We start from the raw sequence: 23,465 nt of genomic DNA, 5'->3' as shown, positions 1-23,465 counted from the left end.
TATAGATCTTTCTCAGCCGATCGGAATGGATAGTTCAACGTGGCAGACAAACGCTTCCGGATCAATGACTGATTGATCGGTCTGTTTGTGCGGCGTTTCTTTAAATGTCTTCAGCTGGGCTGAGGAATAGTTGACGATGCCGAGTCCGAGCTCTTCTCCCTGCTGATCAAGCAGCCTGACAACCGCTCCGCTGCTGAATCTGCCCTTAATCTGTTCGATATCCTGCGGTGACAGTGCCATATTTCCGTTCGCGACATCGCGGCTGCTTTTCTTTTCCATCACAATTTCGCCTTCGGGGCCGGAATTAAATGCAAGCCATTGTTCTTTGTGGTTTAACGGCAGGGTTCCTTCCGCTTCAAAATAAGTTCCTTCAGCCGCCTCATCTACCGCTTGAAGCAGAATGTCCGGAATGTTAGCCTGCCCGAGAAAGCCTTTAATACCGGAGGCCATCACAATTTTAAAAGCATCCAGTTTCGAACGCATTCCGCCGGTTCCCATTTCACTCCCGGCATCTCCCGCGCTTGCTTCTATTTCCGGAGTGATGTCACTTACATGTCTGATTCTTTTCGCTTTCGGGTTGCTGCGCGGATTATCATCATATAAACCGTCAATGTCTGATAAAATTACAAGCATGTCGGCATCAATTAAACCTGCCACCTTCGCTGCGAGTGTATCGTTATCTCCGAATTTCAGACGGTTGACTGTGACCGTGTCATTTTCATTAATAATCGGAATAATGCCCCGTTCCAAAAGGACGTTCATCGTATTGCGCACATTATGGTAGCGGTATTCATCGGAAAAGTCGCTTCTTGTAATTAATATTTGTGATGCGACATAACCGTGCGCTAAAAACAGTTTTGAATAAGCCTCCATTAATAATCCCTGCCCGATGGAAGCAGAAGCCTGTTTTTCAGGGAGGCCTTCCGGTTTCTGAATAAATCCGAGCTTCCGATAACCTGCCGCCACTGCGCCGGAAGATATTAAAATCACTTCATAGCCGCTGTCTTTCAGCTGTGCGATTTGATCCACCAATGCTTCCAGCTTTCTTCTGCTGATTTCCCCGTGCAGGCTCGTCAGTGAGCTGCTTCCGATTTTCACCGCGACTCTTTTGATCTTCGTCCGAGACGTCACTGTATCACTCCTGTTTTTTAACGATTATAGTGCTGCCGTTTTTTCAATTGTTTTGCTGATCTCAATAGAACGTTCGGTCGCGTGTTTAATGGCTTTGGCAATGGCTTCTCCGCCGCCTTCTGACCTGAGCGCATCGAGGCCGGCTTCCGTCGTGCCGTTTGGAGAGGTGATGTTTTCCCGAAGCACATCCGGTTTTTCACCCGTTTCCATCAGCATTTTTGCAGCGCCCAATAACGTTTGCGCCCCGATTTTGCGGGACAGCCGTTTGTCTAAGCCGGCTTCTTCACCTGCTTTTTCAATAAACTCCATTAAATAATAGAAGTACGCCGGTCCGCTGCCTGCGATGCCGGTGAAAATGTCCATCTGATCTTCCTTGATCACGTACACTTCCCCGAGGCATTCCAAAAGAGATACCGCGGTTTTTGCTGAACCGTAAGAGACATGGTCTCCGAAAGCCGCAGCTGTTGCCGATTCGCCGATCATGCTGGATGTGTTCGGCATCACTCTTACAACTGGCTGACGGTCATGTAATGATTGTTGTATAAATGAGGTTGTTATGCCTGCCAGAACAGACAGGATGATTTGATGAGGTTGAATACGCCGTTTCAGCGTAGCAAGAGCGATTTCAGCATCCTTCGGTTTCATGGCTAAAATAAAGACATCAATGTCTTCGGTTTTCATGCTGTCAAAAGCAATGCCTTGAATTCCGTATTGATGTTCCAATTCAGCGAGTCGCTCTGTATTGCGGCGGTTTGTCACGCAGATGTTTTGGTTGGGAATTTTTTTTGCACGGACCATGCCTGATATCATTCCTTCAGCCATTGATCCTGCTCCGATAAAAGCAACTTTCTTTTGATCTAAGATCGGTAACATCTCCCTTGTTCGTATTTTGTTCGTATTTTTCACACGTTTTTTATGTTACCACTTCAGGAGTCGATGTCAAGTTTGGAGGTTTTATTGATATGTATTGTTCCGATCCTGTTATTATGTATAATGAATCACAGAACAAACCTTTTGAGTCCGGGAGGCCGGGTGCGTTCCGGCCGGATTTAAAAGTTATCTGAAATGGCTTTTTCAATCAGCTTTTTGCAGCGGTCAAGCTCTGTCTTCAGCTGTTTTTTGTAAAGCTTCGCAGCTTCATAGTCTTTAAATTGATAGAGAACGACTTCCTGGAGTTTGGCTCCCTCTTTTTTCACTTTTACTTGCTTTAAAATCCCGTCATCCAAAAGTTCGTGAAGTGAACGGTACACCTCGGTATGATTCGGCTTAAAACCGATGGGTTTAAATTCCGAACGCAGCACCTCGAGAAGCTTCAGTCCGTAAAGCCGTTCCTGCTCTGTCATTGTAATCATGTAAAGCTTTAAAAAGGCTCTTTGTTTCACTAAAAAACCGGTTGAACTTCTTTTTTCTTCTTTCAATACGTGCACATCCTTCCTTCTAACAAATTATTCCATGTACTAAATATTCTCTTTATATCCCGTTTTCCCTTTTATTGTTCGGACAGTTTGGTTTGTATTGATTTGTTTTTTGGAGGCGGGGAAAAATAATCTTGATGAACATTTGGTACATAGTTTATTTAGTTTAATTATAGCTGATATCGGTTTCTTTTTCACTCTTTTTTCTGCAAAAACGGCTCTTTATGCCTATTTATTCGGGTTGCGAAAACAAAAAAAGACCCGTCACGAAGACAGGTCCCCTTTTGTTTAAGGATTAGTTGACCACAAACCGGCCGTTTTGATGAAAATGCGCGGATGTAATTTCAATTGAGCAACCATATATTCTGCAAGATCCTCAGGCTGCATGACTTTTTCCGGATTGCCGTCTGTCAGATTTAATTCAATAGACATGTCGCTTGCAACCGTGCTCGGAGTCATTGCGCTGACACGGATATTGTGTTTTCTGACTTCCTGCATGAGAGATTCGGTCAGACCGAGAACGGCAAATTTAGAAGCGCTGTACGCACTTGTCGCCGCGGCGCCTCTTTGGCCCGCCGTAGAAGAAATATTAATGATATCTCCTGATTTTCTCTCAATCATTTCAGGAAGAACGGCGCGTGTCACGTGGTATACACCCATTACATTAACTTGAATGATGTCTTCCCACTCTTCAGGCGTAAGATCCAAAAATCCGCCGAATTTGCTGATTCCGGCATTGTTAATCAGGATGTCAACCTCACCGAGTTCTTCTTTAATAGAGGAGACGGCTTGTTCAACCTCTTTTTGGTTTTTCACATCGGCTGCAGCGAATGATGCCTTTACACCAAGGGCTTTCACTTCTTCCGCAACCTTTTCGACATTTGCTTCTGTACGGCCGATTAAACCGATATTGACTCCTTCTTTTGCTAAAGCGATAGCGGCGGCGCGGCCGATTCCTCTGCCCGCACCCGTGATAAGAGCCGTTTTGTTTTGTAGGCTTTCCATGTCTTTCACCCTTTCTGAATGTCCTTATGTACGATTTCACATTATAAGCAGAAAAAAAACAATTAGCAAATAAAATGATTCAACACGATCCGTAAAGGGTATCAACTGAAAAAAAGGAGTGAAAAGCAGATGATCATCATTTTGTATATCAGTGCTGCCGTTGCGGCTGCCGCATTAATTTATGCAGCCGTATCCGCCGTGCATTTTAAAAGAAACACAGCGCCTGATATAAAGAAGATTAACGCCGCGACAGCGTCTATGCAGACGTCCGTTGAAGAAATCAAAACAGAAACCCGTTTGTTATCACAAAAGCAGAAAGAACTGCAGGAAGACTTTCTTACTAAAAAAACAGCCGTGCAAACGACGGCAGCCGAAGTTAAAGGAACGCCTCACGTCCTGAAAATGCTCTGGAACGCCGGTAAAAGCGGTTTATGAGCCTGCATGTCATCCGACGTTTTTGATGACACTAAGAGAAACTGGCGGATTCAAGGAGGCATAACATGATTTGCGATCGTGAGCGGCTTGCGCATTTTTTGCAGCAGCTTAAAGCATTATCATCTTCGGGAGGATTTACAAAATCGGATTTGCTGACTCCGGAGTTCCATTTAGCCAAGGACGGAGATCTGGATATGTATTATTCGCCTCATAATGAGTATATCAACCCACATGCTGCGGTTGTCATCTCCGGAATTACACCCGGTTTTTTTCAGATGCAGCGGGCTTACAAAGCAGCGGCACAGCTTTTAAAAAACGGCGAATCTCTTGAGGTGATAGCATATGAGACAAAAAAAGCGGCCGGACTTTCCGGTTCCATGAGGCAGCACATCATCGAAATGCTTAATGAATGCGGTCTGCCGGCCGCGCTTCACGTTGAGGATTCATCCCGGTTTTTTGATTCAAAACGGGAGCTGCTTCATACGACATCCGTTATCAAACACCCTGTTTTTTATAAACAGAAAAACTATACGGGACACCGGCCGGCCATCAGCAGATCAGCTCTTCTCAGCCGTTATGCGCTGACATGTTTTCCGGATGAAATAGAAATGATGAAAAAAGACATTCTGCTTATCCCTCTCGGAAAAGCAGCAGAATCAGCCTGCCGCACGCTGAAGAAGAACGGCAGAATGGGCCATGCGGTCATTCTGGAAGGCTTCCCGCATCCGTCCGGAGCAAACGGACATCGTTTCAAACAATTTCACGAAAACCAACAATCGTTACGTGAACAAATTCAGCGGTTTGCCGGGTTTCTTCAGCAGCCGTAAAAAAACGCCCCGAATTTTCGGGGCGCTGCTGTTAAGAAGCGTATTCAGGCAATGCTTTATCGTGTTTTGCCGTTTTCTCTTCAGGTATTTTGATTTGATTTGTCAAGATTGCACTTACGAAATAGAGCGCTGCGAAAATCCATACAACGCCTTGTGCGCCGACAAGCCCGATGAACGCCCAGGCAAGCGCGGGGCCGACAAATGCCGACAGGCCCGCAGCCAGATTTAACACAGACATGGCAGCACCTTTATTGCTGCCGGCCGCCGTCGGCACGATAGCCCCGATCGGAACGAACCCGGCGAGGAGCCCTCCCCATATAAAACCGACAATGCTGACGAAAAGCAAGTTCCCATGTGATACAACAGGAGCATAATATAATAAAAGAGTAAAAATGCCGCAGCCCACTCCTCCGAACCACATGACGGTCTTTTTCCAGCCGAAGGCATCGCCGACTGCGCCGAATATTAAGTTAAAGACGATATTTCCGAGAAAGATCGTTCCCCAAATTTGAAGCCAAACATTTGTAGAAATGCCGTGCTGCGCCATATGCATCGGGAGGAATACCGGAAATCCGTATGTTCCGATGCTGTTAATGATTCGAATGATCCCCCCAGAGAGCACGCGCGGATTTTCAGCAAGGATGGTGATTCCCTTCATTAATTCCTGCGCCTTTTCCCGCTTATCTGCCTTTTTCTTTTCAAAGCGGTCCCTATTTAAAATCAAAGCAAAAAACGCGCCGAGGCATACCCAGAAAATTGAACTCCACAGCGTATTCAAATAGCCGAAGGATTTGATGGCCCAGCTTGAATACCAAGCACCGAATACAAACATCCCGCAGCAATATGCAATCCAGAACCAGCCGACCGCCGTACTGAGCCTGTTTTTCGGCGACCGGTAAATCACCCATGTCAAAAATGAATAGGCAAACAGCGGGTAACCCAGCCCTTTAATAAAATACGTGACATACATCACCGGCAAATTAAGATTCTCAAATCCGTATGCGATAAACGCGGCTGTTCCGATGACGTAAAACAACAGCCCCATAAACATCGTCCGCTTTGCGCCGAAGGCTTCGAGGCAGACTCCTGAAAACCACGACGCCACAGCAAGAGAAATACCGTAAACCGTAAACAAGGATGCTGATTGCTGTACCGTCAAGCCGTTTTCGACTAAAAACGGGCTGAGCCAGCCTTGTTCAAGGCCGTCCCCCATCATAAACAGCACGACCCCTAAAAATCCCCAGGCGAGCTGTTTTGGAATTCCTATTTTATTAAGCATTTTTGTTCCTCCTCAGCAATCTTTCATGTTGTCACCTCATCCCCAAGTCAGGCTTTCACCGCCGGCTGAAAATGAGTAAATAATTTTTGCGTATGTTTCCATTCTTCATATAGGAAGAGATCCGTCTGATCCGCTTCCGGCTCAATTATCTTTGTGCGGGTCGAAAGCTCTGCTTTCACACCGAGAGCTTCGTTGCAAATCATCACCGCTCCCATTGCGGATGCCTGGCTGAACCCCTCTCTCTTATAGATTTTCTTTTGAAGAAGGTTAGCAAGAAACTGCGTCAAAGCATCACTTTGGAAACCGCCGCCGCACACCTTCACATAATCTTGTGAAAAGGAAGCCGCCTCTGTTAACGCCTCATAGTTCCATTTGATTGAAAAAGCGATTTCCAGCAGTGCGGCTTTAACAAAATGGGCTCTGCTTAAGTTTTGGGACAGGGGAGCGTCAAATATAAATCCGCCTTTTGCCAGTGCGTTTTTCTCAGGCGATAAATAGGAGCCTAACGCAGAAATACAGGCATGATCATGTTTCGGCAGACTTGCGATTTCCCGTTCCATGACGCTGTAGGATTCATTCGGATAAAAAATGGATTTTAATTTTTGATAATTGAGTCCTGTTACACCCGGATTCGTTTCAAGAAGCCATTGACCTTCTTCTGTATGGCAATTCAGCCATGCACTCTCTAAACTTTCGGTTCCGGTCTCCGCTGTTATCTTTGTAATCGGCGTCGTTGTGCCGGATACGATGACGATATCTCCCGGCTTTGCATCTGCACTTTTGATGGCAAGCTGTGTGTCTCCCCCGCCTGCAATCACAGGCACTCTTTCAGAAAGACCGAGCACCGCCGCTTTCTTAAACGTTAACATTCCGACAACCGCCCCAGATCGGACGAGTGAAGGAAGAATGGCAGAAGGCACACCGAATATGTTGCATAATTTCTCTGACCACGCCTTTTTCCTTACGTCAAACAGCAGTGTTTCAGCAGCCTGTGACGGTTCATAGCTTAAAATTCCGCTCAGCTCAAATGTCACCCAGTCACTGACGCTTGTGATGTACTTCACTTCTTTCCATAAAGACGGCTGTCTGGCTTTTAATCCGACAAGTTTCATGGCGGAAAATAAAGCGCTCGGAAGACGTCCGGTTTGCTGATGCACTTCTTCTTCTGCCTCAATCCCGCCTTCCCATTCACGCCCTCTGTTATCAATGTTGGGCAGACCGAGAAATGCCTTTTTATCTTTATTGATCAGAACGATTCCCTGCCTCTGGCTTGTTGAGGTGATTCCGATTAATGTAATATGAGGGCTCTTGGCAATAGCCTTTCTTGCCATAGCGCTGATTTGCGTCCATAACCCTTCCGGTGAGAAATATCGTCCGTCCGGATAAATCGGATCCGTCACATATTCGATATCTTCCCTTTCAAGCGCGGTCACTTCGCCGCCGGCAGTCACGACCGCGACTCGCGCATTCCCAGTCCCGATGTCAAATACAAGGTAGCCTTTTTGTTCAGCCATTACAGCCGCCTCCTTCCGTTTCAAGTTCTCTTTTGTTATAAAGTTCACGTATTGAGCAGGTTTGATCTTGTTTCCATTTGAAAAGCGCTTCATTTAAAATCTTCACATGATGATCTTCCACTTCAAATGTTGCGCCCGCTAAATGGGGAGTCGCTAACACATTCGGCAAAGAGATCAAATCATAATCAGAAGATTCAGGCGGTTCGTGATAAAACACGTCAAGGATCGCTCCCTTAATCCGCCGTTCTTTCAGCACCCGCAGCAGCTCTTCCCTGTCTGTAACCGCCGCTCTTGACGTATTGACAAAAACAGCTTCCTGTTTCATCAATTGAAAGTGCCGGGCGCCGATAAGGCCGATGGTTTCTTCTGTGCGCGGCAAGTGAACGGAAACAATATCACTTTCAGAAAATACCCGTTCAATCGTCGTTTTTTCATACTCCCGGTTTTCATGACGGACAAATGGATCATAGTAAAGCACCTTGCAGTCAAAAGCGGCCAATAGCCTGGCGATTCTCTGTCCGACAGCTCCGAAACCGATAAGGCCGACTGTTTTCCCCGTCAGCTCATTTCCTCTGAATTTGACGTAAGCCTGCAAATAATCACCATTCCACTTTCCGTCCTTCAGCCACTGATGGGAAGAATACGTATGACGCAAAAATGAAATCACATTTCCGATAAACATTTCAGCAACGGCCTGGGCATTGCGGGCCGGTGTAAAGAAAACGGGGATTTTTCTTTTAGTCGCCGCCGCAATATCCACATTAGACGGCATTCCTCTGCAGACACCGATAAAAGCGGAATCCGGCAATATGTCAATAACACGCTGAGACACCTCATCAAGTTCAGTAATAAGCCCCGACGCGTTTGTCTCTTGAATCATCCGGATCAATTCATCTTCCCGATAGGCCCGGCCGTGCTTCTTCCACGGCCGGTGCACAGTCCGGCCGAACAGCTCAGCCAGCTCCTTCAGCCCCTCGTCGTGATATGGCGCGGTAATTAAAACCGTCATGGTGCAAAACATCCTTTTCACATAAATTTTTTCATAAAAAAATCTCTTTCCTCAAAGAAGGAAAGAGATTCATATACCGTCTTTATACGCTTGAAGCGCACAAATATGTATAGACCATTCTTTCCTATCTTTCAAGCATACGCTTGCTGGAATTGGCACAATAAATGTTGCCGAGGATTCATAGGGCCAGTCCCTCCACCTCTCTGGATAGAAAATAAAATGATGAAATTGTCAGGCTGTTTAAAAGAATAAACTCATCATAGAAAAGTCTTTCCGTAATGTCAACACTTTTTTCTGAATTGACGTTCGATTTTGAAATGTTATAATGCTTACAATATAAACAAAGAGGAGAAATGGGCTATGAATTCTGCTGCAACACAGCCGAACGGGGTCTTTAAGTCGGTGTGCTCACTAGACTGTCCCGATCAATGCGGCTTGCTTGTGACAAAAAAAGACGGAAAAATCGTTAACATTCAGGGAGACCCCGATCACCCGGTCACATCAGGGAATATTTGCAACAAAGTCAGACACATGGCTGAGCGTATTTATGATGAGAAGCGCGTAACCGTTCCGTTAAAAAGGATCGGTAAAAAAGGTGAAGCCGCGTTTGCGCCTATTTCCTGGGAGGAAGCAATCAATACGATCAGTTCGCGCTGGAAAGAGCTTATTGCCGAAGAAGGAGCGGAAAGCATTCTTCCGTACAGCTTTTACGGCAATATGGGAAAACTGGCGGCAGAGGGAATGGACCGCCGTTTTTTCCATCGTCTCGGAGCGAGTCATCTCGAACGGACGATCTGCAGCAAAGCCGGTTCTGAAGGCTATAACTATACAATGGGAGAAGGAGCGGGTACTGATCCGGAGGAGACCATACATGCTAAACTCTTTATTTTTTGGGGAATCAATGCCGTCAGCACGAATATGCACCAAGTCATGATTGCTCAAAAAGCCCGGAAAAAAGGGGCTAAAATTGTCGTTATCGATGTACATAAGAACCAAACCGGCCGGCTTGCTGATTGGTTTATTCCCATTCGTCCCGGCACAGATGCCGCACTCGCCCTCGGTATCATGCATGTCTTATTCGCTGAGAACCTTCACGATGAAGCATTTCTCACAGAATACACCGAAGGCAGTGACGAATTAAAAGCGCATGTCAAACACTATGATCCGGAAACGGTTTCTGCTATTACAGGCGTTAAAGCCGACGATATCAGACGCCTTGCGAGAATGTACGGGGAAACCTCCCCTTCCCTTATCAGGATCGGAAACGGCATTCAGCACCATGACAATGGCGGAATGATCGTCCGCACCGTCTCCTGCCTTCCGGCTGTTACAGGACAGTGGCTTAACACCGGAGGAGGCGCAATCAAGCACAACAGCGCGGTATTAAACTATAACAGACAAGCGCTCCAGCGGCCTGATCTGCTTTACGGCCGGAAGCCGCGATCATTTAATATGAACAGGCTCGGAAGCGTTCTTTTAGAAACAAAACCGCCCGTGCGCTCCCTGTTTATTTACGGTACGAATCCCGCAGTGGTTGCGCCGGAAGCGAATAAAGTCAGAAAAGGCCTGCTGCGGGAGGATTTATTTACAGTCGTTCACGATCTGTTTTTAACGGAAACCGCCAAATATGCGGATATCGTGCTCCCCGCTGCATCCGCATTTGAAAACACGGATTTTTACACGTCTTACTGGCATCATTTTATTCAGCTGCAAAAACCGGTGATCGAACCCTACGGAGACAGCAAATCGAATACGGAAGTGTTCCGTCTGCTTGCCGGAGCAATGGGATTTACCGAGCAGGAGCTTCAGGATTCCGATGAAGAATTAATCAGACAGGCGCTGGACTTTCCCGACAATCCGTATATCGAGGATATTAATTACGAAGCGCTCTCACGCCATTCCTTCATGAAAGCCAAACGGAAAAAACCGCTTTTTCCGGGAAAGCTCAAGACACCGAGCGGAAGAATTGAATTATATTCGGAAAAGATGAAACAGGACGGTTATCCGGCGCTGCCGACACACATCCCTCTTGAGAGCGATGACGATTTTCCGCTTTTATTTGTCCCGGGACCGAATCATAATTTTTTGAATTCGACATTTTCAAATAACGAAAAACACGTAAAACTGGAAAAAGCGCCAAAGCTTTTCATTCATACAGAAGATGCTGTACGCCGGAACATAGAAGACGGAGAAACCGTTAGAGTTTGGAATCACCGCGGTGAGTGCGAATTGACAGTTTCGGTCGGCGAACAGGTGCTTCCCGGCGTTGCGGTGAGCCAAGGTCTTTGGGCCGATATGGATGATAAAAAACAGCTCGTCAATTCGCTCACGCCCGATCGGCTGGCGGATATGGGCGGAGGCGCTGTTTTCTTCTCCGGAAAGGTGCAGGTGGAAAAGCTCAGCAATCAAAACCGTCCGCAATAAACGCACGGCGGTTTTGCTGAAGGCTGAATCCTCCGGCCGGCTTCACCGTATAAAAAATGATAACGTTTATTGGAGGTTTGGATATATTACCGGCATCGGAATCGCTTTAGCCGGATATTTCATCGGAGACGGATTGAAAACTTTAACTCACCTGATCCTCATGAACATCTGACATTCCGCATATCACGAGAAACGGAAAGCGGTATGTGCAGAAACCGGCATTAAGAGAATGGCTGACTTCCATGCTGGAAAAAGAATAACAGCTGCCATGAAAAGCGGGAAGAGTTTTTCTCTTCCCGTTCATTAAGGTTTGCCCCCCTGCCTCTCTTCAACCCCAAACATACGACGGATATCGTTCTTACGTAACGAAACATCCCCTTCTTTTGATTTCAAATAAAACCCTTTCTTATATAACCGTATGACTTCCTCATATGTAAGCTCATGACGAAGGAGCGCCATTAAACGCCCGTCTTTTTCATCTTGTTTATTGAACCATTCATACCGTTCTGACCAGTTCACTTTCTGCATGTCAAACACCTTCCCACTTTGGATTAATGCCCTTTTCGCATTTATTATACTTATTTCCCCTTTTGTAAACACTCCGACTGTCTGTGGCATTTTTGAAAAAGCCGTACCCGTCCTTATTAGTCACCATGTTGACTTATTTCCCTTTGTGATGTATATTATAATTGTCAACATGGTGACAATTTAGATGGGAGATAACTTATGGATATTAAATTACTAATGAAGGAACTGCATTTTATGCAACAAAGTTACGCATCATTATTTTCGGTTGTCAATAAGGTGCAGACTCGGGGGGACGAATACTTAGAAATGTTGACTTCCCGACAGCACATGACTCTTATTGCTATTGCCCATTTACCGACGGAAGATACCACACTTATGAATATCGCTAAAAAGCTGGGCACAACAAAACAAACCGCTAACAAATTAATTTCAAGTCTCGCGAAAAAAGGATATGTTCACACTGTGCCAAGCAAACTGGATAAACGTGCAATCAATATTGAGATTACCCCTGAAGGAAAAAAAGCGTTAATTTCCTGTTCAGAAAGAGCCACCTATTTTTTAGCGGATATGTTTCATGAGTTCACAACTGAAGAAGTTGAAACATTCTGGAGGCTATTGCAAAAACTTTATCGTTTTGATGGTGAAGAACAGGACGGTTTTGAAGAAAAAGCACATTTGAAAGTTGAAGACCAGGCACAATCCATCTCAGATGACTATGAAGAAAAAATCATGGCTGAATTTTCAAAACGGCGATATGGGAGTGCAAACGATGAATAGTATGCTTTATCGAAAAGTAAAAGAAACTGAGGATAAGATGAAGGAAAAATGCTATGAGCTGAAAGATAAAATTGATCAATTTATTTCTCATGCTAAATATAAACTTCATTGCAATCGTAAACTGGACCGAGCCGGCAATTATATATCAATTGCCATTGGACTCTTTATCCTAACTGCCTCATGGCTGACCGCAACACAATGGCTGCTTTGGATAGGCGCGGCGAGTATTTTGAGTAATGCCTGTTTGCTCATTATAAAGCCTGTTAAAAATTGAAAATCTGAAAAAAGCTCTCTAAAAGAGAGCTTTCTTTTATTAATCGTCTTAGTCTTTATCTTCTTCCCAGTTTTCTTTCGCTTCCTGAATCTTATTATAAAAAAATTCGATAAAGCTTTCTGCAGTGATATCTTGATAGCCAATTATCCTATCCCATTCAACTACAAGGCATTCACCGTCTTTCATTTTATTAGTATCTAGGCAGTAAGCAAAGAAATCAACATCTTCTATGACAACAAGACCATCAGCAAGTCCATAATGTTGTTTATATACTTTAGTTTTATCTGCAACTGACGCATGATCGAAGTTATAGCCTAAAACTAAAACCCCGAACAAACCACCAGCACGTATTTTTCAAGAACCATTTATAGCTAATAGGAAGTTCGCATTGGAGGATTTCTTCAATGCGAGTTATGTTTTCATGGCTTGCACCTTCTGTGAATATAGCATTTTGCTTGTTTTCATTAATAAAGTTTTCAACCTTCGAATAAATCATTTAATTTAAAAACCTCAATTCTCATTCTCAAATTGTTTCGCTCTCCACTTTCCAATATCTCTTTCGAAAGCTTTCATATTGTGCTTTTAAAACCTTATCATTTCAAAACTTTCACCAACAGTCTTAAGCTTATGAATAACATCACTATATTTTGTATGTAAACTGTTTGGGATTTCAAGCATTGGGCCAGGTTATTCTTGAATTAAGTGATGTAAATTAATCTGTGTGCTATCTTTTGCATAAGGAGCATTACCGTTTTTCATAAGCTCAAGATTTGTTACGCCAAATTCTGTTTTTTGGTTCATATCAATATCTTTCATAGTATACACTCTGCGGCTTATATCTTTAACTTTTCCCTTTGCTTTTACCTTGCCCTTAACCTCAAAGGGACCATACTTTTCTTTATTTAACCAAGGAAGGTTTATTTCTTGACCAGCAAACGGTTTTCTCGTTCCATCCGGGATTTTCTTTGCATTGGTCAAAAGTTCATTTTTAAGGTTTTGGCTGTCAACCACATTGTATGGTACGTTATCGGCCAGAGCAAGATCATACTTAGAGTTATAAGGAAGCAGATCTGGAAGTTTAACGTCTTTAATTTTCTTTCCTGCATGTCCTGCCTTGTTTATGACCTTTCCCACCGCATCAGCTTTGTTAACGGCTCCTGCGCCTTTTGTTCCAACAACAGCAACAGCCACTGAACCGACCGCATATGTCACTCATCTTGATCTGGAATACGCATCTCCATTTACCATATCTCTTTGATACGATTCCTCGATTACTGCTGAAACAGCATCGTATGTTTTAACTGGATGAAGTACTGCGTTTTCCAGTGCTGACAGCGTTTCCCCCAGATCGGTTATGAAGTCCCATAGACCAGTTACCGTGTCTTTCCCGACATCATAAAAGCCGACGCCGACGCCGGCTCCTTTTAATATATCCCAAGTTACTTCTCCGTCTTCTTCCATCTGTTTTGCTTGTTCAAGCTGGATCACATATTGCTACTGGGAAGGTTCAAGATTCTCATACTCGCGGGAAAAGGGAAAAACGCAACACCACTTCACTATAACGCCAAGGCGTACAGGGAAAGCGACATATATAAGAAAAAAGGAGAGATTGCAAGACATTCAGATGCTTATTTGACGATTAAAAAGAAAGAAGCGAAAGAGCGGGAAATCAAGGATTTGAAGAAAAAGCTCGCTGATGGAGTAACTGATCCGGATGAATACTTGGAGATTGCGAAGAAGCCGTTTTTTGTCTGCTGAATCCAGCTTTTGATCGACATCCTCTGTAGAGAAAACATCAAGATGAATGATATCGCTGATTTCATCAAGGATACCTTTTATTTCATTGCGCTGCTCCTGCATGATAGCTTGTATTTACTCTTCGCATGAATCAGCACGTAGTCTAAAAATGACTCTTCCACAAACGAATCGGCTAATCCGGCATCAGCTACTTTTCCTGAAATACTGTTAAGAAACGCAATCTTCATATCGATCAGATTAAGCCAAAGGAGACAGAATACCTACTCTCTTATCTCCTTAATTTTTTGTGCTAATTTCCCCCAAAATTAAATCGCTCTGCTACTTCCAAAATACCTTCAATTCTTCTTTTCTTTTTATCAATCATTGTTGCTATAAACTTATCAAAAGATTCAGCCGGATAATGTGGATTTTTTCGATTAGTGTAAAGCTGTGCTGTAAATGTTTGTGCGAGAGATGTAAAAGCATAACTTTTGTTGTTATATTTATTAATATTCCCATATAAACATCTCAATTGTTCTATATGCTCATCCAAAGTTAACGATGAAAGATCGTGATACGTACTATGAACTCGTTTTTTGACCATTTCCTCTATTTCATGGCTGTTTGCCTCTTCAACAGACGTGTTTCTTCTTACATAAATTCTGTTTACTTTGATTCCTGTTGTTTCTTTCTTTGTTAAGAATGGAATGTATCTCAATTGCTTTGGAATATATACAATCAAAAAAGCTTTTCCTCTCAAATCACCGTAAACATCTTCGTCGGAGTATTTTAACAGTTGTGAGAAGAACTTAAGCTCATCTGGTATATAATTCCTCAGTTTCTTCTCAAAAACTGTTTTATCAAAGTTGTCATCTAATTGTAGCCCAACTGGCTTATATTCTTTATCTTCAATGCCAAAAACAATCATTCCTCCACCTGAATTCGCCTTTGCAAGGAGAAGCTTTGCTAATTTAAACTCTTCAATTATCGTCTCCTTATAATCAAGAAAATTTGTTTCACCGTATAAAGAATTGACAAACTCTTTAAATGAGCCCACATCAAATTTTCGTTTTTTATTACATCAAAAAAATCTTGGTAGCCTATTTGTTTTATTTCATCCATTGAATATATACCTACTTTACTTTAAAATCTAAGCTCACTTAAATATTCATTAGTTAATATTAAGCAGTTGCTCTTTTTTTTTCGCGAACTCTTCTTCGGTTATTATTCCTTGATCCCTAAGCTCAGCAAATTGTCTAATTTGTTCAGGGATATTTGAGCTTGAAAAAGACACATCATTCATATTTTGATTTGATTGCTCTGCTATCTTTTCTTGAAGATATGCGAAAATTTCGTCAATGCTTCCTTCATCAATTGTTGAAACTGAAATTTCTTTCCCGGCATAATCAAAGATTAGTTTATAACCCGTTAGCCCACTTTTAACTTTTACATGATCAATTAGATTATAATCAAATTCCACAATCTCGTACTTTGCATATTTATCACCATAATGCAATAACCTATCTGGCATTGCAAAAAGAACGCCGGCATTTCCCATGAAACCATTTAGATTCCCTCTAACGAAAGTCACTATTTGATCTTGATTTATTCGATTGGCGGCATGACTAAATATTTTTTGAAGATCTTTCGATGGCTTTTTATATTTTTTGCTCAAGGAACTATAGACTTCCTGAATAGGGTTTGGGAATGAAGTAGCTTGAACTCTTGTCTGATCTGAAGATATTGTTTTATTTTTAGACCTTTTAGAATCCACGGTATTTCTATAAGAAATACCCGTACCTGGAATTCCAACAGTGGTTGTGGTTCTACCTTTAGTGTTTGTTGATATACGTGCCCCTTTAACACCGGCACTGATGCCGACACTTTTTGAGTTAATGTTCAGTTTAACTCCTGGAGCAATTTTGACACTTTTTCTAAATTTAAACCCCATTATATACCCCTCACTTTTGGTTGGTTAATTTCCCCTTCTCCTTACTCTATCATTATTTGATTATTTTTCCCATCTTACATCTCCTTATATCTGGTTAGTGTCTCTTCCATTCAAATACTCAAATCGCTGCTGATAAAAGTCTTCAAGGATTGCAGCCCATTCAATCCAGTACACCTGAACACTCCTCATCTAGTAATAACTTCAATTTGTCTTATGGCAGAAGTGGCTTTAAACTCTGTATGTAGCTCGTTTGAGATCACTAAAGCTTCTGACATTGTAAGCGTCATGTACCCCTTATATACTATATAACCACTGCCTTCTAATTTAAATGACTTGAAGTAATCATCATTTTCAAATTAAATAACAAAAAAGGTATCGATAACCGGCATAGCTAACCCCTTTTCAGCAGACCAACAATTTTTATGGCCAGTGGCAGCAATCCAATTAATATGTAAAACACCATGATATTTATTTTATTCTTAAAGAATAGTTCAATCATATTCTGCTCCATACCTGGTGAAAATGAATCAATCACTTTCTGCTTAAACTCTTCATCATATACCTGATCAACAAATAAGGCCTTAAATCCCGTTAGAAAAGCCAACACCAAGCCAGAGTATTAAGAAATATGCTATTCCAATCAAATTAAAACCCTCCTTATATATATCGTCTGGTATTATAGTAGTGTTAAATTTGCGTGATGGAATTTAATGGAATATAAAGACTTTGAGACTAATGGCTACGATGAGTACTGGAATATGGCTTCTAAGCAATCTTGTGCTATACCCTCAATACTTCCCTGACATATTTCATCACATTGGCACAGGTCGCCTTAACGATTCACTTTGGGCAGTTCCTGTTCAGATTAGCTTTTACTTGGTGTTGCCCGCAATTTATTGGTTTTATAAACGTTTTGGATTCAAGAAAATGATTCTTTGCTCTATTGCTGTTTCCGCTTTTAGTGTGCTGGTTTCTTACGTGGCTTTAAAGTTCTTGCCTGGTAATGAATCGACAGCCTATACTTACATTCATTCCTGCCGCAGATGTTTTATTTCACTTTGGGCATCTTCTGGGCAAAGGCATGGAGTAAGTCACCCCGGCATATTGTTTTATTCTTATCTTCAATAATTTTATTTTTATTCTTTAAAATTGACTTTTTACATCTCAGCTCAATAAACAGCACACTATGGAGCTTTTTATGGTTTGTGCCTTTGAGCTACGCAATCATTTGGTTCGGTTACAATGGGCTGAAGATATTATGGCAGCTGAACCGGTTAGACGATATCAGTATGGGAATTTTCATATGGCACATGGTGATCATCAACATCTTCTTATACACTGAAATTAATAAAACATTGTCTGATTACCCGCTGATCATAGCTCTAATCGCTGTTACTGCTGCCATTGCATTTCTTTCGTACAGGATAGTGGAAAAACCTGCTCTTAAATTACGTAATATAAAGACTCACAAGCAAGTCAAAACCAAGATTGCGAGCTAATGGCAAAGGGCTGTTCTCATGTAGGCAGCCCGAATCCCGTGGATGTTTTGTTCACCAATTCCATTCTCCAGTTGGCTTATACATAAGCTCAATATCAATATAGGTTTTATAATTACCCTTGGGAAATTTAACCAGAACAATCTCACCCTTTTTAGGAACAAAATCTACATCGTTCCTCCAAAATTTAATTGTTTTAGCTACTTCCTTAGTAATTGGTGATGTGTGATAACCATAGCTTTCGGCTTGACTACTAGCGATCACGTTGCCTCTATAAACATATTCGTCTTGTCCATTACGTGATTGAATTACCCTAGTTGTTAAATCATATGCGTAAATGTCATATTCCTTATTCTCTTCTCGTCTTAAATATTTGTCATTAAGCGCTTCACTTTCTTGACTTGAATCATGGTCATAATAACTTTTTCTTTCATTTTCATCATCGTGATTTCCCTCTAATTGAGTATCCACATAAACTTCTGTATTGTTGTTAAATTTACTACACTGAACTATAAGAAATACCCCGATAATACCCAAACATAAAATTATTAACTTTTTCATCACTTCTCCTTTAGTTTCTTCGTCATCCCTCATGCTGTTGTACATATTTTAAAGTAACTTAAATGATTTTTTTATCGATACAATACATATCGAATCCTTGTTTTATAATTCTTGCCTTTCCATTAGCTGCAGACCAACTTTCACTTATCTTTTCAATAAAAGAAAAAAGTTTGTGCTCTAATTTTCCAGCCGTAATCTTCATAACATTGCGAAAGATTTTCCTATAGCGAAAACTTTCTTCAAACTCAATCATAAATTCATTTAATTCCTTATTCCATGTATCCAACTTTTGATCATTGACTGTAGGAAGATCGCTTAAATGAGTAAGGCGGATCTATAGAATAGAGTGCTACTGGCATACCTTTGTAAAGGATTTCTGAATAGTATTGACTTTTTTTAACTCCCCAGCTAAGGTCATTCTCCTTAAAATACCTATTAATCTGTGATTCTAATTCTTTAAATCTTAAGTATGATTTATATAAGGAAGGATTCTTTCTTGCTCTAGTTACTTGAGCATAAATTGTTGGAGCTCCTGTTATCTTGGCCCAAATTGTACGGTGTGTTCCATCACCATAAACAGCATAAAAGTCAATCTTCATAATGAACCAATTTCACTGGTGAGTGTTGATAATAAGCATGAAATTCTTCTAGACTTTGTTTTTTCAAGTATTCTAAAGCTTTTTCACATCGGCCACTGTCAATGTTATCTGTACCGTTATAACACGCGTGATCAAACCAAGACACACCACTGGTTCCCCTGAACCCTAAACTCTTAATTTCTTTTAACGGAACATCCCGATATAGTTTTTCGCTGTTTCCTACTTCATCATAATACAATTCATATGGATACTCACTTATATTTTTGGTTTCCTTCATTTCCTTAATATGAAATTCACATACACCCTTTTCAAGAAGCAATTTTTCAAGTTTATTTTTCAAATTTCTCCCCCCAAGGACGCCTCAATATCATTGACAACTCATGCCTATAGGTGGATTTTACATTTTTTCTTTGCGATGATAAAGAATCGTTTTGAAAATCTAATTAAACTGCTGTTTTATCTTAATTTTAAGCCATTAATTTGCCATCACACCTTGAAATTATCGGGTTGTCTCCGGAAACTTTGGCATACGCAATCACATAATATTCAGCAGTGATATCTATCTTAGGGAGACAACCGCCTAAGATGGGGTACCCTTTTGATCTATTAATTTTGTATTTATCCATCTGTGATTCTCTCCTTCTGTTTAAAATTTTTAACTTTTAGCTTTCCAAACTTGCCAACCATTCGACTCAGCAAAGGAAGATTTTATTTTCTCCCAATCCCATTCAATACCTGCATAATTCTTTGCAGATTTCTGACCTATTTTATGATTGAGACACCAGAGCTTTGAATACGATATTTCTGTGTTTCGTGATGACCTCACTGAGAAATTTAATGCACTGCTGACATTTTTATTTTTAACTGCCATGGGAATTGTAGTGGATCCAACCACTACAGGTATCTCAGACAGCGATCAAGCAATGGAATACACAGAACCAAAATAACTTGGGGAGTTCACCTCCCCTTTTTTTCATTTTTAATTAAGAAAGGAATGATTGTTGGTCATGCAAATAGGATCTGGATATATCGGGAGTCCAATGCTTGAGAAGTCAGAATCTAACCATGAAGTGATCCCTTCCCCACCAGTAGCTTGGACGATTAAATATTCTTTCTATAAATTCAGCTTTTCGAATGATCAGGAATGTCATGTATCAATCAACGGTGGAATTCCTATCTATTTAAGAGCTGGGCAAGGTTTTCAAATGGACGCTCATGATTCACCTATCACAAGCTTCAAGATTTCTGAGTCAGGAATAACATATAACTTTTTGGGGGCGCATAAATGAGTTTCTTCAATCCAATGGTTAATGTCTCAATTGTCACTGGGAAGTCTGCTTATAATATTGCAGTAGACAATGGTTTGTCAGGAACTGTAGAGGAATGGTTAGCTTCATTAAAAGGTGAAAAAGGCAGTACTGGAGCTAAGGGGCTACTGGTGCTGCCGATAAAGATGGAAGCATATGAATTAGCCGTTCAACAAGGTTTCCCCGGAACATTAGATGAGTGCTCGTTTCGTTAAAAGCAATTTAACAGTTAAACGCTCCTACATCTCAAAGGAGAAGGGGAGCGTTTTTTTCAAATAATGACTTAATAATTTTTATATCATTTTGTACATCATGATAATTATTACAATTCAGGTCCCTTTCTAGGATAACGCCTTGCACTGGTGCTTTTTTAATTATATATTCAGCAAGTTTCCATACTTCAGAGTCAACAGGTTCAGAGTGTGAATCAACTAAAAATCCGTACATATTGCTAATAAATCCCGCAACATGCAAATAATTTATTTTATCTTTGGGGAGTCTGTCAAAAAAAGCATACGGATCATATTTATGATTGACGCTATTTATATATAGGTTTGATACATCTAATAGCATTCCTATTTCTGTTTCATTTAAAACCTTGCACCAAAAATCCAACTCTGTGTAATCATTGTTATGCCAATTGAAGGTGTATGTTATATTCTCCAAATATAAATTATTCAAACTATTTTCTTTTAATTGTTTGTGTTTATTTTTTAAGAATTCTAAAGTTTCATCCTTATACATAGCCGGAAAAAAATCAAGTAACTCAATATCCTTTACACTACTTAATGCTAAATGATCAGTATAACTATCTGTCTTTAATTCTGTCAACAAATTAGAAATCTGCTTTTCCTTCTTTTTAGGTAGCCTTTCATAAGTACCTATGGAAAGAGATAGTCCATGTGGAATTAATGGAAATTGTTTAGCAAGAACCTTAAGTTCTTCTGTATTCTTTTCAGTGAAGTATCTTTCTGATATTATCTCTAAGAAATCAACATCTTTTTTTATTATATCCAATTCGTCAAAAAATGTTTGGCGAAAACTCAAGCCGACACCTTTACAAATAAGCAAGCATTATCCCCTCACTTCCATACTGCTCTCCACTTTATGAAGAGTAAAGAAGAATAAACATATTCTAAATACACTAGTTCCAATGACAAAGAACATAAAAGAAATCGCACCAAATTCTTCAACAATAATCCATGAAATTGATAAAGCTAATACAGTGCCTAGATCTGACGAAGAGGTTATAACAGATGTTATTTTACCTTTCATATCTTTTGGAGCGTGAATAAAAACCTTTGATCTTAGTAGGTTGTTTATAATAGGTGTACCAAGTGTGAATAAAGAAAATCCGATTAAATAAACTAAGGGAACATTCGCTATTGTCATTAGCATTAACCCACCTATAATAAGACTAAAACTAATTACGAACAAATAGACGTATTTCAATTTAAACAGTTTTAATCTTGATAAAGCTATATTAGCTATAACAGCCCCTACGCCCCCAATAAACCAAAACGATGAAATAGTAATAGAAGATGCGTCTAAATTCTTTTGAAGAATATATATTGATAAACTTGTTAAAACCGGAAAGGTTAATCCATTCAATATTTCAATTATATTTAATCTTTTCAACAATTGATTCCTGTATACTTCTTTAAAAGAGTTAAAAAATGTTATCTTTTTTCCTTGCTACACTGACATAACCTTTGTTTTTTATACTGGAAATTAAAGATAAGGCGAAAATTATAGTAACCAAATTGATTAATAAAGAATATGTATTAAGATAATTATAAATAAGAGGACCTAGAGAAAATCCTGCAGTCTTGCTAACCAAAAACCAAGAATTTCTTCCACTGATTTCTGAAGCTAATGTCTCTTTGGAGCAAAGTGAATTAAACCATAGGTTTTGATTCATATTTGAAATCGTACTTAAACCTTGTGATATCAACATCACCGGAAATATAATCCAGGTGAATTTAAGGAATAATCCCGAAAATAAAAATAAATAGCAAATCCAATTTATAGATAGACACCTTATCATTATTTTTTTGCTCGAGGATACGTCAGCCAAGTAACCTCCTAAAAAGGTTGCAATTATACGAGCTATAGCTGTAGTGAAGAATAATGACGAGGTATATAAAAAAGAACCAGTAATCGAATATGCATATAGTGGCAAACCAGTCCATACAATAGAAGCACCTAAGCTATCAATAGCACCCGCTATCACAATTCTATTTTTAATATTGTTGGATTTAATCACTGGCATGCTCTCGCTTCCATATATCTAATAAACTTAAGTTTTTGAAACTTTTTATTGCAGAATTTAACTGTTCTTTTTCATCAGTGTTTAAATGTTTATGTATTAATTCCCATGATTTTTCGACACATTGAACTGCTGTGTATATTTTTATCCACTTAGACACGAAATGTTGAATTTTGAATACCCTAACATTCCTTTTTTCTTTCAAATATAAATAATCACGTTTTTCAGATTTTTTATCACGTCGATCTTTTACCTCAGTAATCGGGTAGTTAAATTGATCTAAGACACCATTTTCATTTCCAGCGGCCACTTTATATATATTAAATTCATGTCTAGCTAGTTGAAAAATAAAGCTTCCATCTCCATGTTTCTCCGAAAGAAATTTCAAGAAACTTCTTATGTCTTTTTCAAGCCTTTGTCCCCTGTATATATTTTTTTCGCAGAAATCATTCACCAGCAAATCCCAATTTTCTATTTCTTTTTTTGTTTGCGGAAAGACGTGGTTAAATCTAATTGTTCGCTTACTGTAATGTAACTTTCTAAAATAATCAAAATTCACCCAGTCAAATTCATTATGCTCTTTATACTTCTGGAAATATGTTTTATCTATTGCACATCTGAACATTTCATATTGTTTATTTAAAAGAGACAATCTCATCACCCCTTTTTAAATGAAGGGGTAACTCTTAAGTTTGTTACCCCTTCATATTTCCTAATTCATTTCCCAATCATAGCAAGTTTCTTCCAATTCAACTTGAGAAACATTTTGAATTTCCTCCATTATTACCCCTCCTTCATTAATATATTAAATAATCAGATTATTCAATAATATAATAGTCTAATATCCGATATTTGTAAAGTCATTTTGTGGAATTTTTTTGTTACAGCTCATTTTTCCTTAAAAGATATTTTAGTATACTATCAATT

At 40.3% G+C, this 23,465-nt stretch carries 25 protein-coding genes, 5 pseudogenes and 1 riboswitch; of the genes and pseudogenes, 8 read left to right on the top strand and 22 right to left on the bottom strand.

Features of this window, described 5'->3' with window-relative positions; translation table 11 throughout:
• Positions 1-12 precede the first annotated feature (12 nt).
• The 4 genes from proB to C5I45_RS10045 all read right to left on the bottom strand — a co-directional run bounded on the left by proB (position 13) and on the right by C5I45_RS10045 (position 3,551).
• A complete protein-coding gene (gene proB / locus C5I45_RS10060) occupies positions 13-1,131 on the bottom strand; it encodes a glutamate 5-kinase (RefSeq protein ID WP_014305177.1) in 1,119 nt (372 codons plus the stop codon).
• Positions 1,132-1,155: 24 nt separating this feature from the next.
• Complete coding sequence (proC, locus tag C5I45_RS10055) at positions 1,156-2,004, bottom strand: pyrroline-5-carboxylate reductase (protein WP_014418088.1); 849 nt, start codon at positions 2,002-2,004, stop codon at positions 1,156-1,158.
• Between the two features lie 176 nt (positions 2,005-2,180).
• Positions 2,181-2,549, bottom strand: coding sequence for a replication termination protein (gene rtp, locus C5I45_RS10050; RefSeq protein WP_003153833.1), 369 nt, complete (start codon positions 2,547-2,549; stop codon positions 2,181-2,183).
• A gap of 285 nt (positions 2,550-2,834) precedes the next feature.
• Entirely contained in the window at positions 2,835-3,551 is a 717-nt protein-coding gene (locus C5I45_RS10045; protein ID WP_015417604.1) for a 3-ketoacyl-ACP reductase, read from the bottom strand.
• A 129-nt stretch (positions 3,552-3,680) separates the two neighbouring features.
• On the opposite strand from C5I45_RS10045, the gene C5I45_RS10040 reads away from it, so the two are divergent.
• Complete coding sequence (locus C5I45_RS10040; RefSeq protein ID WP_003153826.1) at positions 3,681-3,986, top strand: DUF948 domain-containing protein; 306 nt, start codon at positions 3,681-3,683, stop codon at positions 3,984-3,986.
• Positions 3,987-4,051: 65 nt separating this feature from the next.
• Positions 4,052-4,813, top strand: coding sequence for a hypothetical protein (locus C5I45_RS10035; protein ID WP_102422271.1), 762 nt, complete (start codon positions 4,052-4,054; stop codon positions 4,811-4,813).
• Positions 4,814-4,844: 31 nt separating this feature from the next.
• Here C5I45_RS10035 and C5I45_RS10030 read toward each other — a convergent pair whose 3' ends face one another.
• The 3 genes from C5I45_RS10030 to C5I45_RS10020 are packed head-to-tail and all read right to left on the bottom strand — an operon-like array spanning position 4,845 to position 8,615.
• Positions 4,845-6,092, bottom strand: coding sequence for an RbtT/DalT/CsbX family MFS transporter (locus tag C5I45_RS10030; RefSeq protein ID WP_102422270.1), 1,248 nt, complete (start codon positions 6,090-6,092; stop codon positions 4,845-4,847).
• Positions 6,093-6,139: 47 nt separating this feature from the next.
• A complete protein-coding gene (locus tag C5I45_RS10025; protein ID WP_107994361.1) occupies positions 6,140-7,606 on the bottom strand; it encodes an FGGY-family carbohydrate kinase in 1,467 nt (488 codons plus the stop codon).
• Entirely contained in the window at positions 7,599-8,615 is a 1,017-nt protein-coding gene (locus tag C5I45_RS10020) for a 2-hydroxyacid dehydrogenase (protein WP_107994360.1), read from the bottom strand. The genes C5I45_RS10025 and C5I45_RS10020 overlap by 8 nt, the downstream gene beginning before the upstream one ends.
• 121 nt (positions 8,616-8,736) lie before the next feature.
• Positions 8,737-8,829, bottom strand: a riboswitch (SAM riboswitch).
• Positions 8,830-8,975: 146 nt separating this feature from the next.
• On the opposite strand from C5I45_RS10020, the gene C5I45_RS10015 reads away from it, so the two are divergent.
• Both C5I45_RS10015 and C5I45_RS20240 read left to right on the top strand, forming a co-directional pair.
• On the top strand, positions 8,976-11,039 hold the full coding sequence (locus C5I45_RS10015) for a molybdopterin oxidoreductase family protein (RefSeq protein ID WP_107994359.1): 2,064 nt from the start codon (positions 8,976-8,978) through the stop codon (positions 11,037-11,039).
• Between the two features lie 121 nt (positions 11,040-11,160).
• A pseudogene (locus tag C5I45_RS20240) lies at positions 11,161-11,299 on the top strand (hypothetical protein).
• A gap of 43 nt (positions 11,300-11,342) precedes the next feature.
• Here the strand turns inward: C5I45_RS20240 and C5I45_RS10010 are convergent.
• Complete coding sequence (locus tag C5I45_RS10010) at positions 11,343-11,567, bottom strand: hypothetical protein (RefSeq protein ID WP_025852269.1); 225 nt, start codon at positions 11,565-11,567, stop codon at positions 11,343-11,345.
• Positions 11,568-11,765: 198 nt separating this feature from the next.
• Between C5I45_RS10010 and C5I45_RS10005 the strand changes: the two genes are divergently transcribed.
• Together C5I45_RS10005 and C5I45_RS10000 are read left to right on the top strand one after the other, a co-directional pair.
• A complete protein-coding gene (locus C5I45_RS10005) occupies positions 11,766-12,344 on the top strand; it encodes a MarR family winged helix-turn-helix transcriptional regulator (RefSeq protein WP_107994358.1) in 579 nt (192 codons plus the stop codon).
• The gene (locus C5I45_RS10000) at positions 12,337-12,618 is read left to right on the top strand and encodes a hypothetical protein (protein WP_107994357.1); all 282 of its coding nucleotides are present in this window, start codon (positions 12,337-12,339) and stop codon (positions 12,616-12,618) included. The genes C5I45_RS10005 and C5I45_RS10000 overlap by 8 nt, the downstream gene beginning before the upstream one ends.
• 48 nt (positions 12,619-12,666) lie before the next feature.
• Here the strand turns inward: C5I45_RS10000 and C5I45_RS09995 are convergent.
• The 10 genes and pseudogenes from C5I45_RS09995 to C5I45_RS19670 all read right to left on the bottom strand — a co-directional run bounded on the left by C5I45_RS09995 (position 12,667) and on the right by C5I45_RS19670 (position 19,588).
• Positions 12,667-13,114 (bottom strand): annotated as a pseudogene (locus C5I45_RS09995) (SMI1/KNR4 family protein).
• Between the two features lie 14 nt (positions 13,115-13,128).
• Positions 13,129-14,621 (bottom strand): annotated as a pseudogene (locus tag C5I45_RS09990) (HNH/ENDO VII family nuclease); the annotation flags it as partial.
• Between the two features lie 44 nt (positions 14,622-14,665).
• On the bottom strand, positions 14,666-15,412 hold the full coding sequence (locus C5I45_RS09975) for an ATP-binding protein (RefSeq protein ID WP_107994356.1): 747 nt from the start codon (positions 15,410-15,412) through the stop codon (positions 14,666-14,668).
• A 114-nt stretch (positions 15,413-15,526) separates the two neighbouring features.
• Positions 15,527-16,306 carry a DUF4236 domain-containing protein gene (locus C5I45_RS09970; protein ID WP_107994355.1) on the bottom strand — a complete coding sequence of 260 codons (780 nt, stop codon included), beginning with the start codon at positions 16,304-16,306 and terminating at the stop codon, positions 15,527-15,529.
• A 94-nt stretch (positions 16,307-16,400) separates the two neighbouring features.
• Positions 16,401-16,474 (bottom strand): annotated as a pseudogene (locus tag C5I45_RS20235) (hypothetical protein); the annotation flags it as partial.
• A 223-nt stretch (positions 16,475-16,697) separates the two neighbouring features.
• Positions 16,698-16,950, bottom strand: a pseudogene (locus C5I45_RS20155) (hypothetical protein).
• Between the two features lie 906 nt (positions 16,951-17,856).
• Positions 17,857-18,363: a hypothetical protein gene (locus C5I45_RS09955; RefSeq protein WP_234415031.1), complete on the bottom strand. Its 507-nt coding sequence runs from the start codon at positions 18,361-18,363 to the stop codon at positions 17,857-17,859.
• 58 nt (positions 18,364-18,421) lie between these two features.
• Positions 18,422-18,616: a hypothetical protein gene (locus C5I45_RS19925; protein WP_234415030.1), complete on the bottom strand. Its 195-nt coding sequence runs from the start codon at positions 18,614-18,616 to the stop codon at positions 18,422-18,424.
• A 335-nt stretch (positions 18,617-18,951) separates the two neighbouring features.
• Positions 18,952-19,302, bottom strand: coding sequence for a hypothetical protein (locus C5I45_RS19920; RefSeq protein WP_229991739.1), 351 nt, complete (start codon positions 19,300-19,302; stop codon positions 18,952-18,954).
• Positions 19,303-19,429: 127 nt separating this feature from the next.
• Positions 19,430-19,588, bottom strand: coding sequence for a hypothetical protein (locus C5I45_RS19670; protein ID WP_153986668.1), 159 nt, complete (start codon positions 19,586-19,588; stop codon positions 19,430-19,432).
• Between the two features lie 147 nt (positions 19,589-19,735).
• Here C5I45_RS19670 and C5I45_RS09945 point away from each other — a divergent pair, with 147 nt between their 5' ends.
• Together C5I45_RS09945 and C5I45_RS09935 are read left to right on the top strand one after the other, a co-directional pair.
• Positions 19,736-19,909, top strand: a complete 174-nt coding sequence (locus tag C5I45_RS09945; RefSeq protein ID WP_107994353.1) for a phage holin — start codon at positions 19,736-19,738, stop codon at positions 19,907-19,909.
• Positions 19,910-20,247: 338 nt separating this feature from the next.
• Positions 20,248-20,484, top strand: coding sequence for a hypothetical protein (locus tag C5I45_RS09935; RefSeq protein ID WP_058906104.1), 237 nt, complete (start codon positions 20,248-20,250; stop codon positions 20,482-20,484).
• A 31-nt stretch (positions 20,485-20,515) separates the two neighbouring features.
• Here the strand turns inward: C5I45_RS09935 and C5I45_RS09930 are convergent, their stop codons facing one another.
• From C5I45_RS09930 to C5I45_RS09920, 4 genes are read right to left on the bottom strand one after another with little or no spacing between them, the layout of a single operon-like run.
• Positions 20,516-21,340, bottom strand: coding sequence for an MbnB/TglH/ChrH family RiPP precursor modification enzyme (locus C5I45_RS09930; protein WP_058906105.1), 825 nt, complete (start codon positions 21,338-21,340; stop codon positions 20,516-20,518).
• A gap of 3 nt (positions 21,341-21,343) precedes the next feature.
• Positions 21,344-21,907 (bottom strand): MFS transporter, encoded by a 564-nt coding sequence (locus C5I45_RS19915; RefSeq protein WP_234415029.1) that lies wholly within the window; start codon positions 21,905-21,907, stop codon positions 21,344-21,346.
• Positions 21,908-21,938: 31 nt separating this feature from the next.
• Positions 21,939-22,541 carry an MFS transporter gene (locus tag C5I45_RS19910; RefSeq protein ID WP_234415028.1) on the bottom strand — a complete coding sequence of 201 codons (603 nt, stop codon included), beginning with the start codon at positions 22,539-22,541 and terminating at the stop codon, positions 21,939-21,941.
• Positions 22,528-23,190, bottom strand: coding sequence for a hypothetical protein (locus C5I45_RS09920; RefSeq protein WP_058906106.1), 663 nt, complete (start codon positions 23,188-23,190; stop codon positions 22,528-22,530). The genes C5I45_RS19910 and C5I45_RS09920 overlap by 14 nt, the downstream gene beginning before the upstream one ends.
• Positions 23,191-23,465 lie beyond the last annotated feature (275 nt).

The organism is Bacillus sp. ZY-1-1 (assembly GCF_003047165.1).
Taxonomy (GTDB): Bacteria; Bacillota; Bacilli; order Bacillales; family Bacillaceae; genus Bacillus; species Bacillus velezensis.
This window is presented reverse-complemented; position numbering and strand designations above follow the sequence as displayed.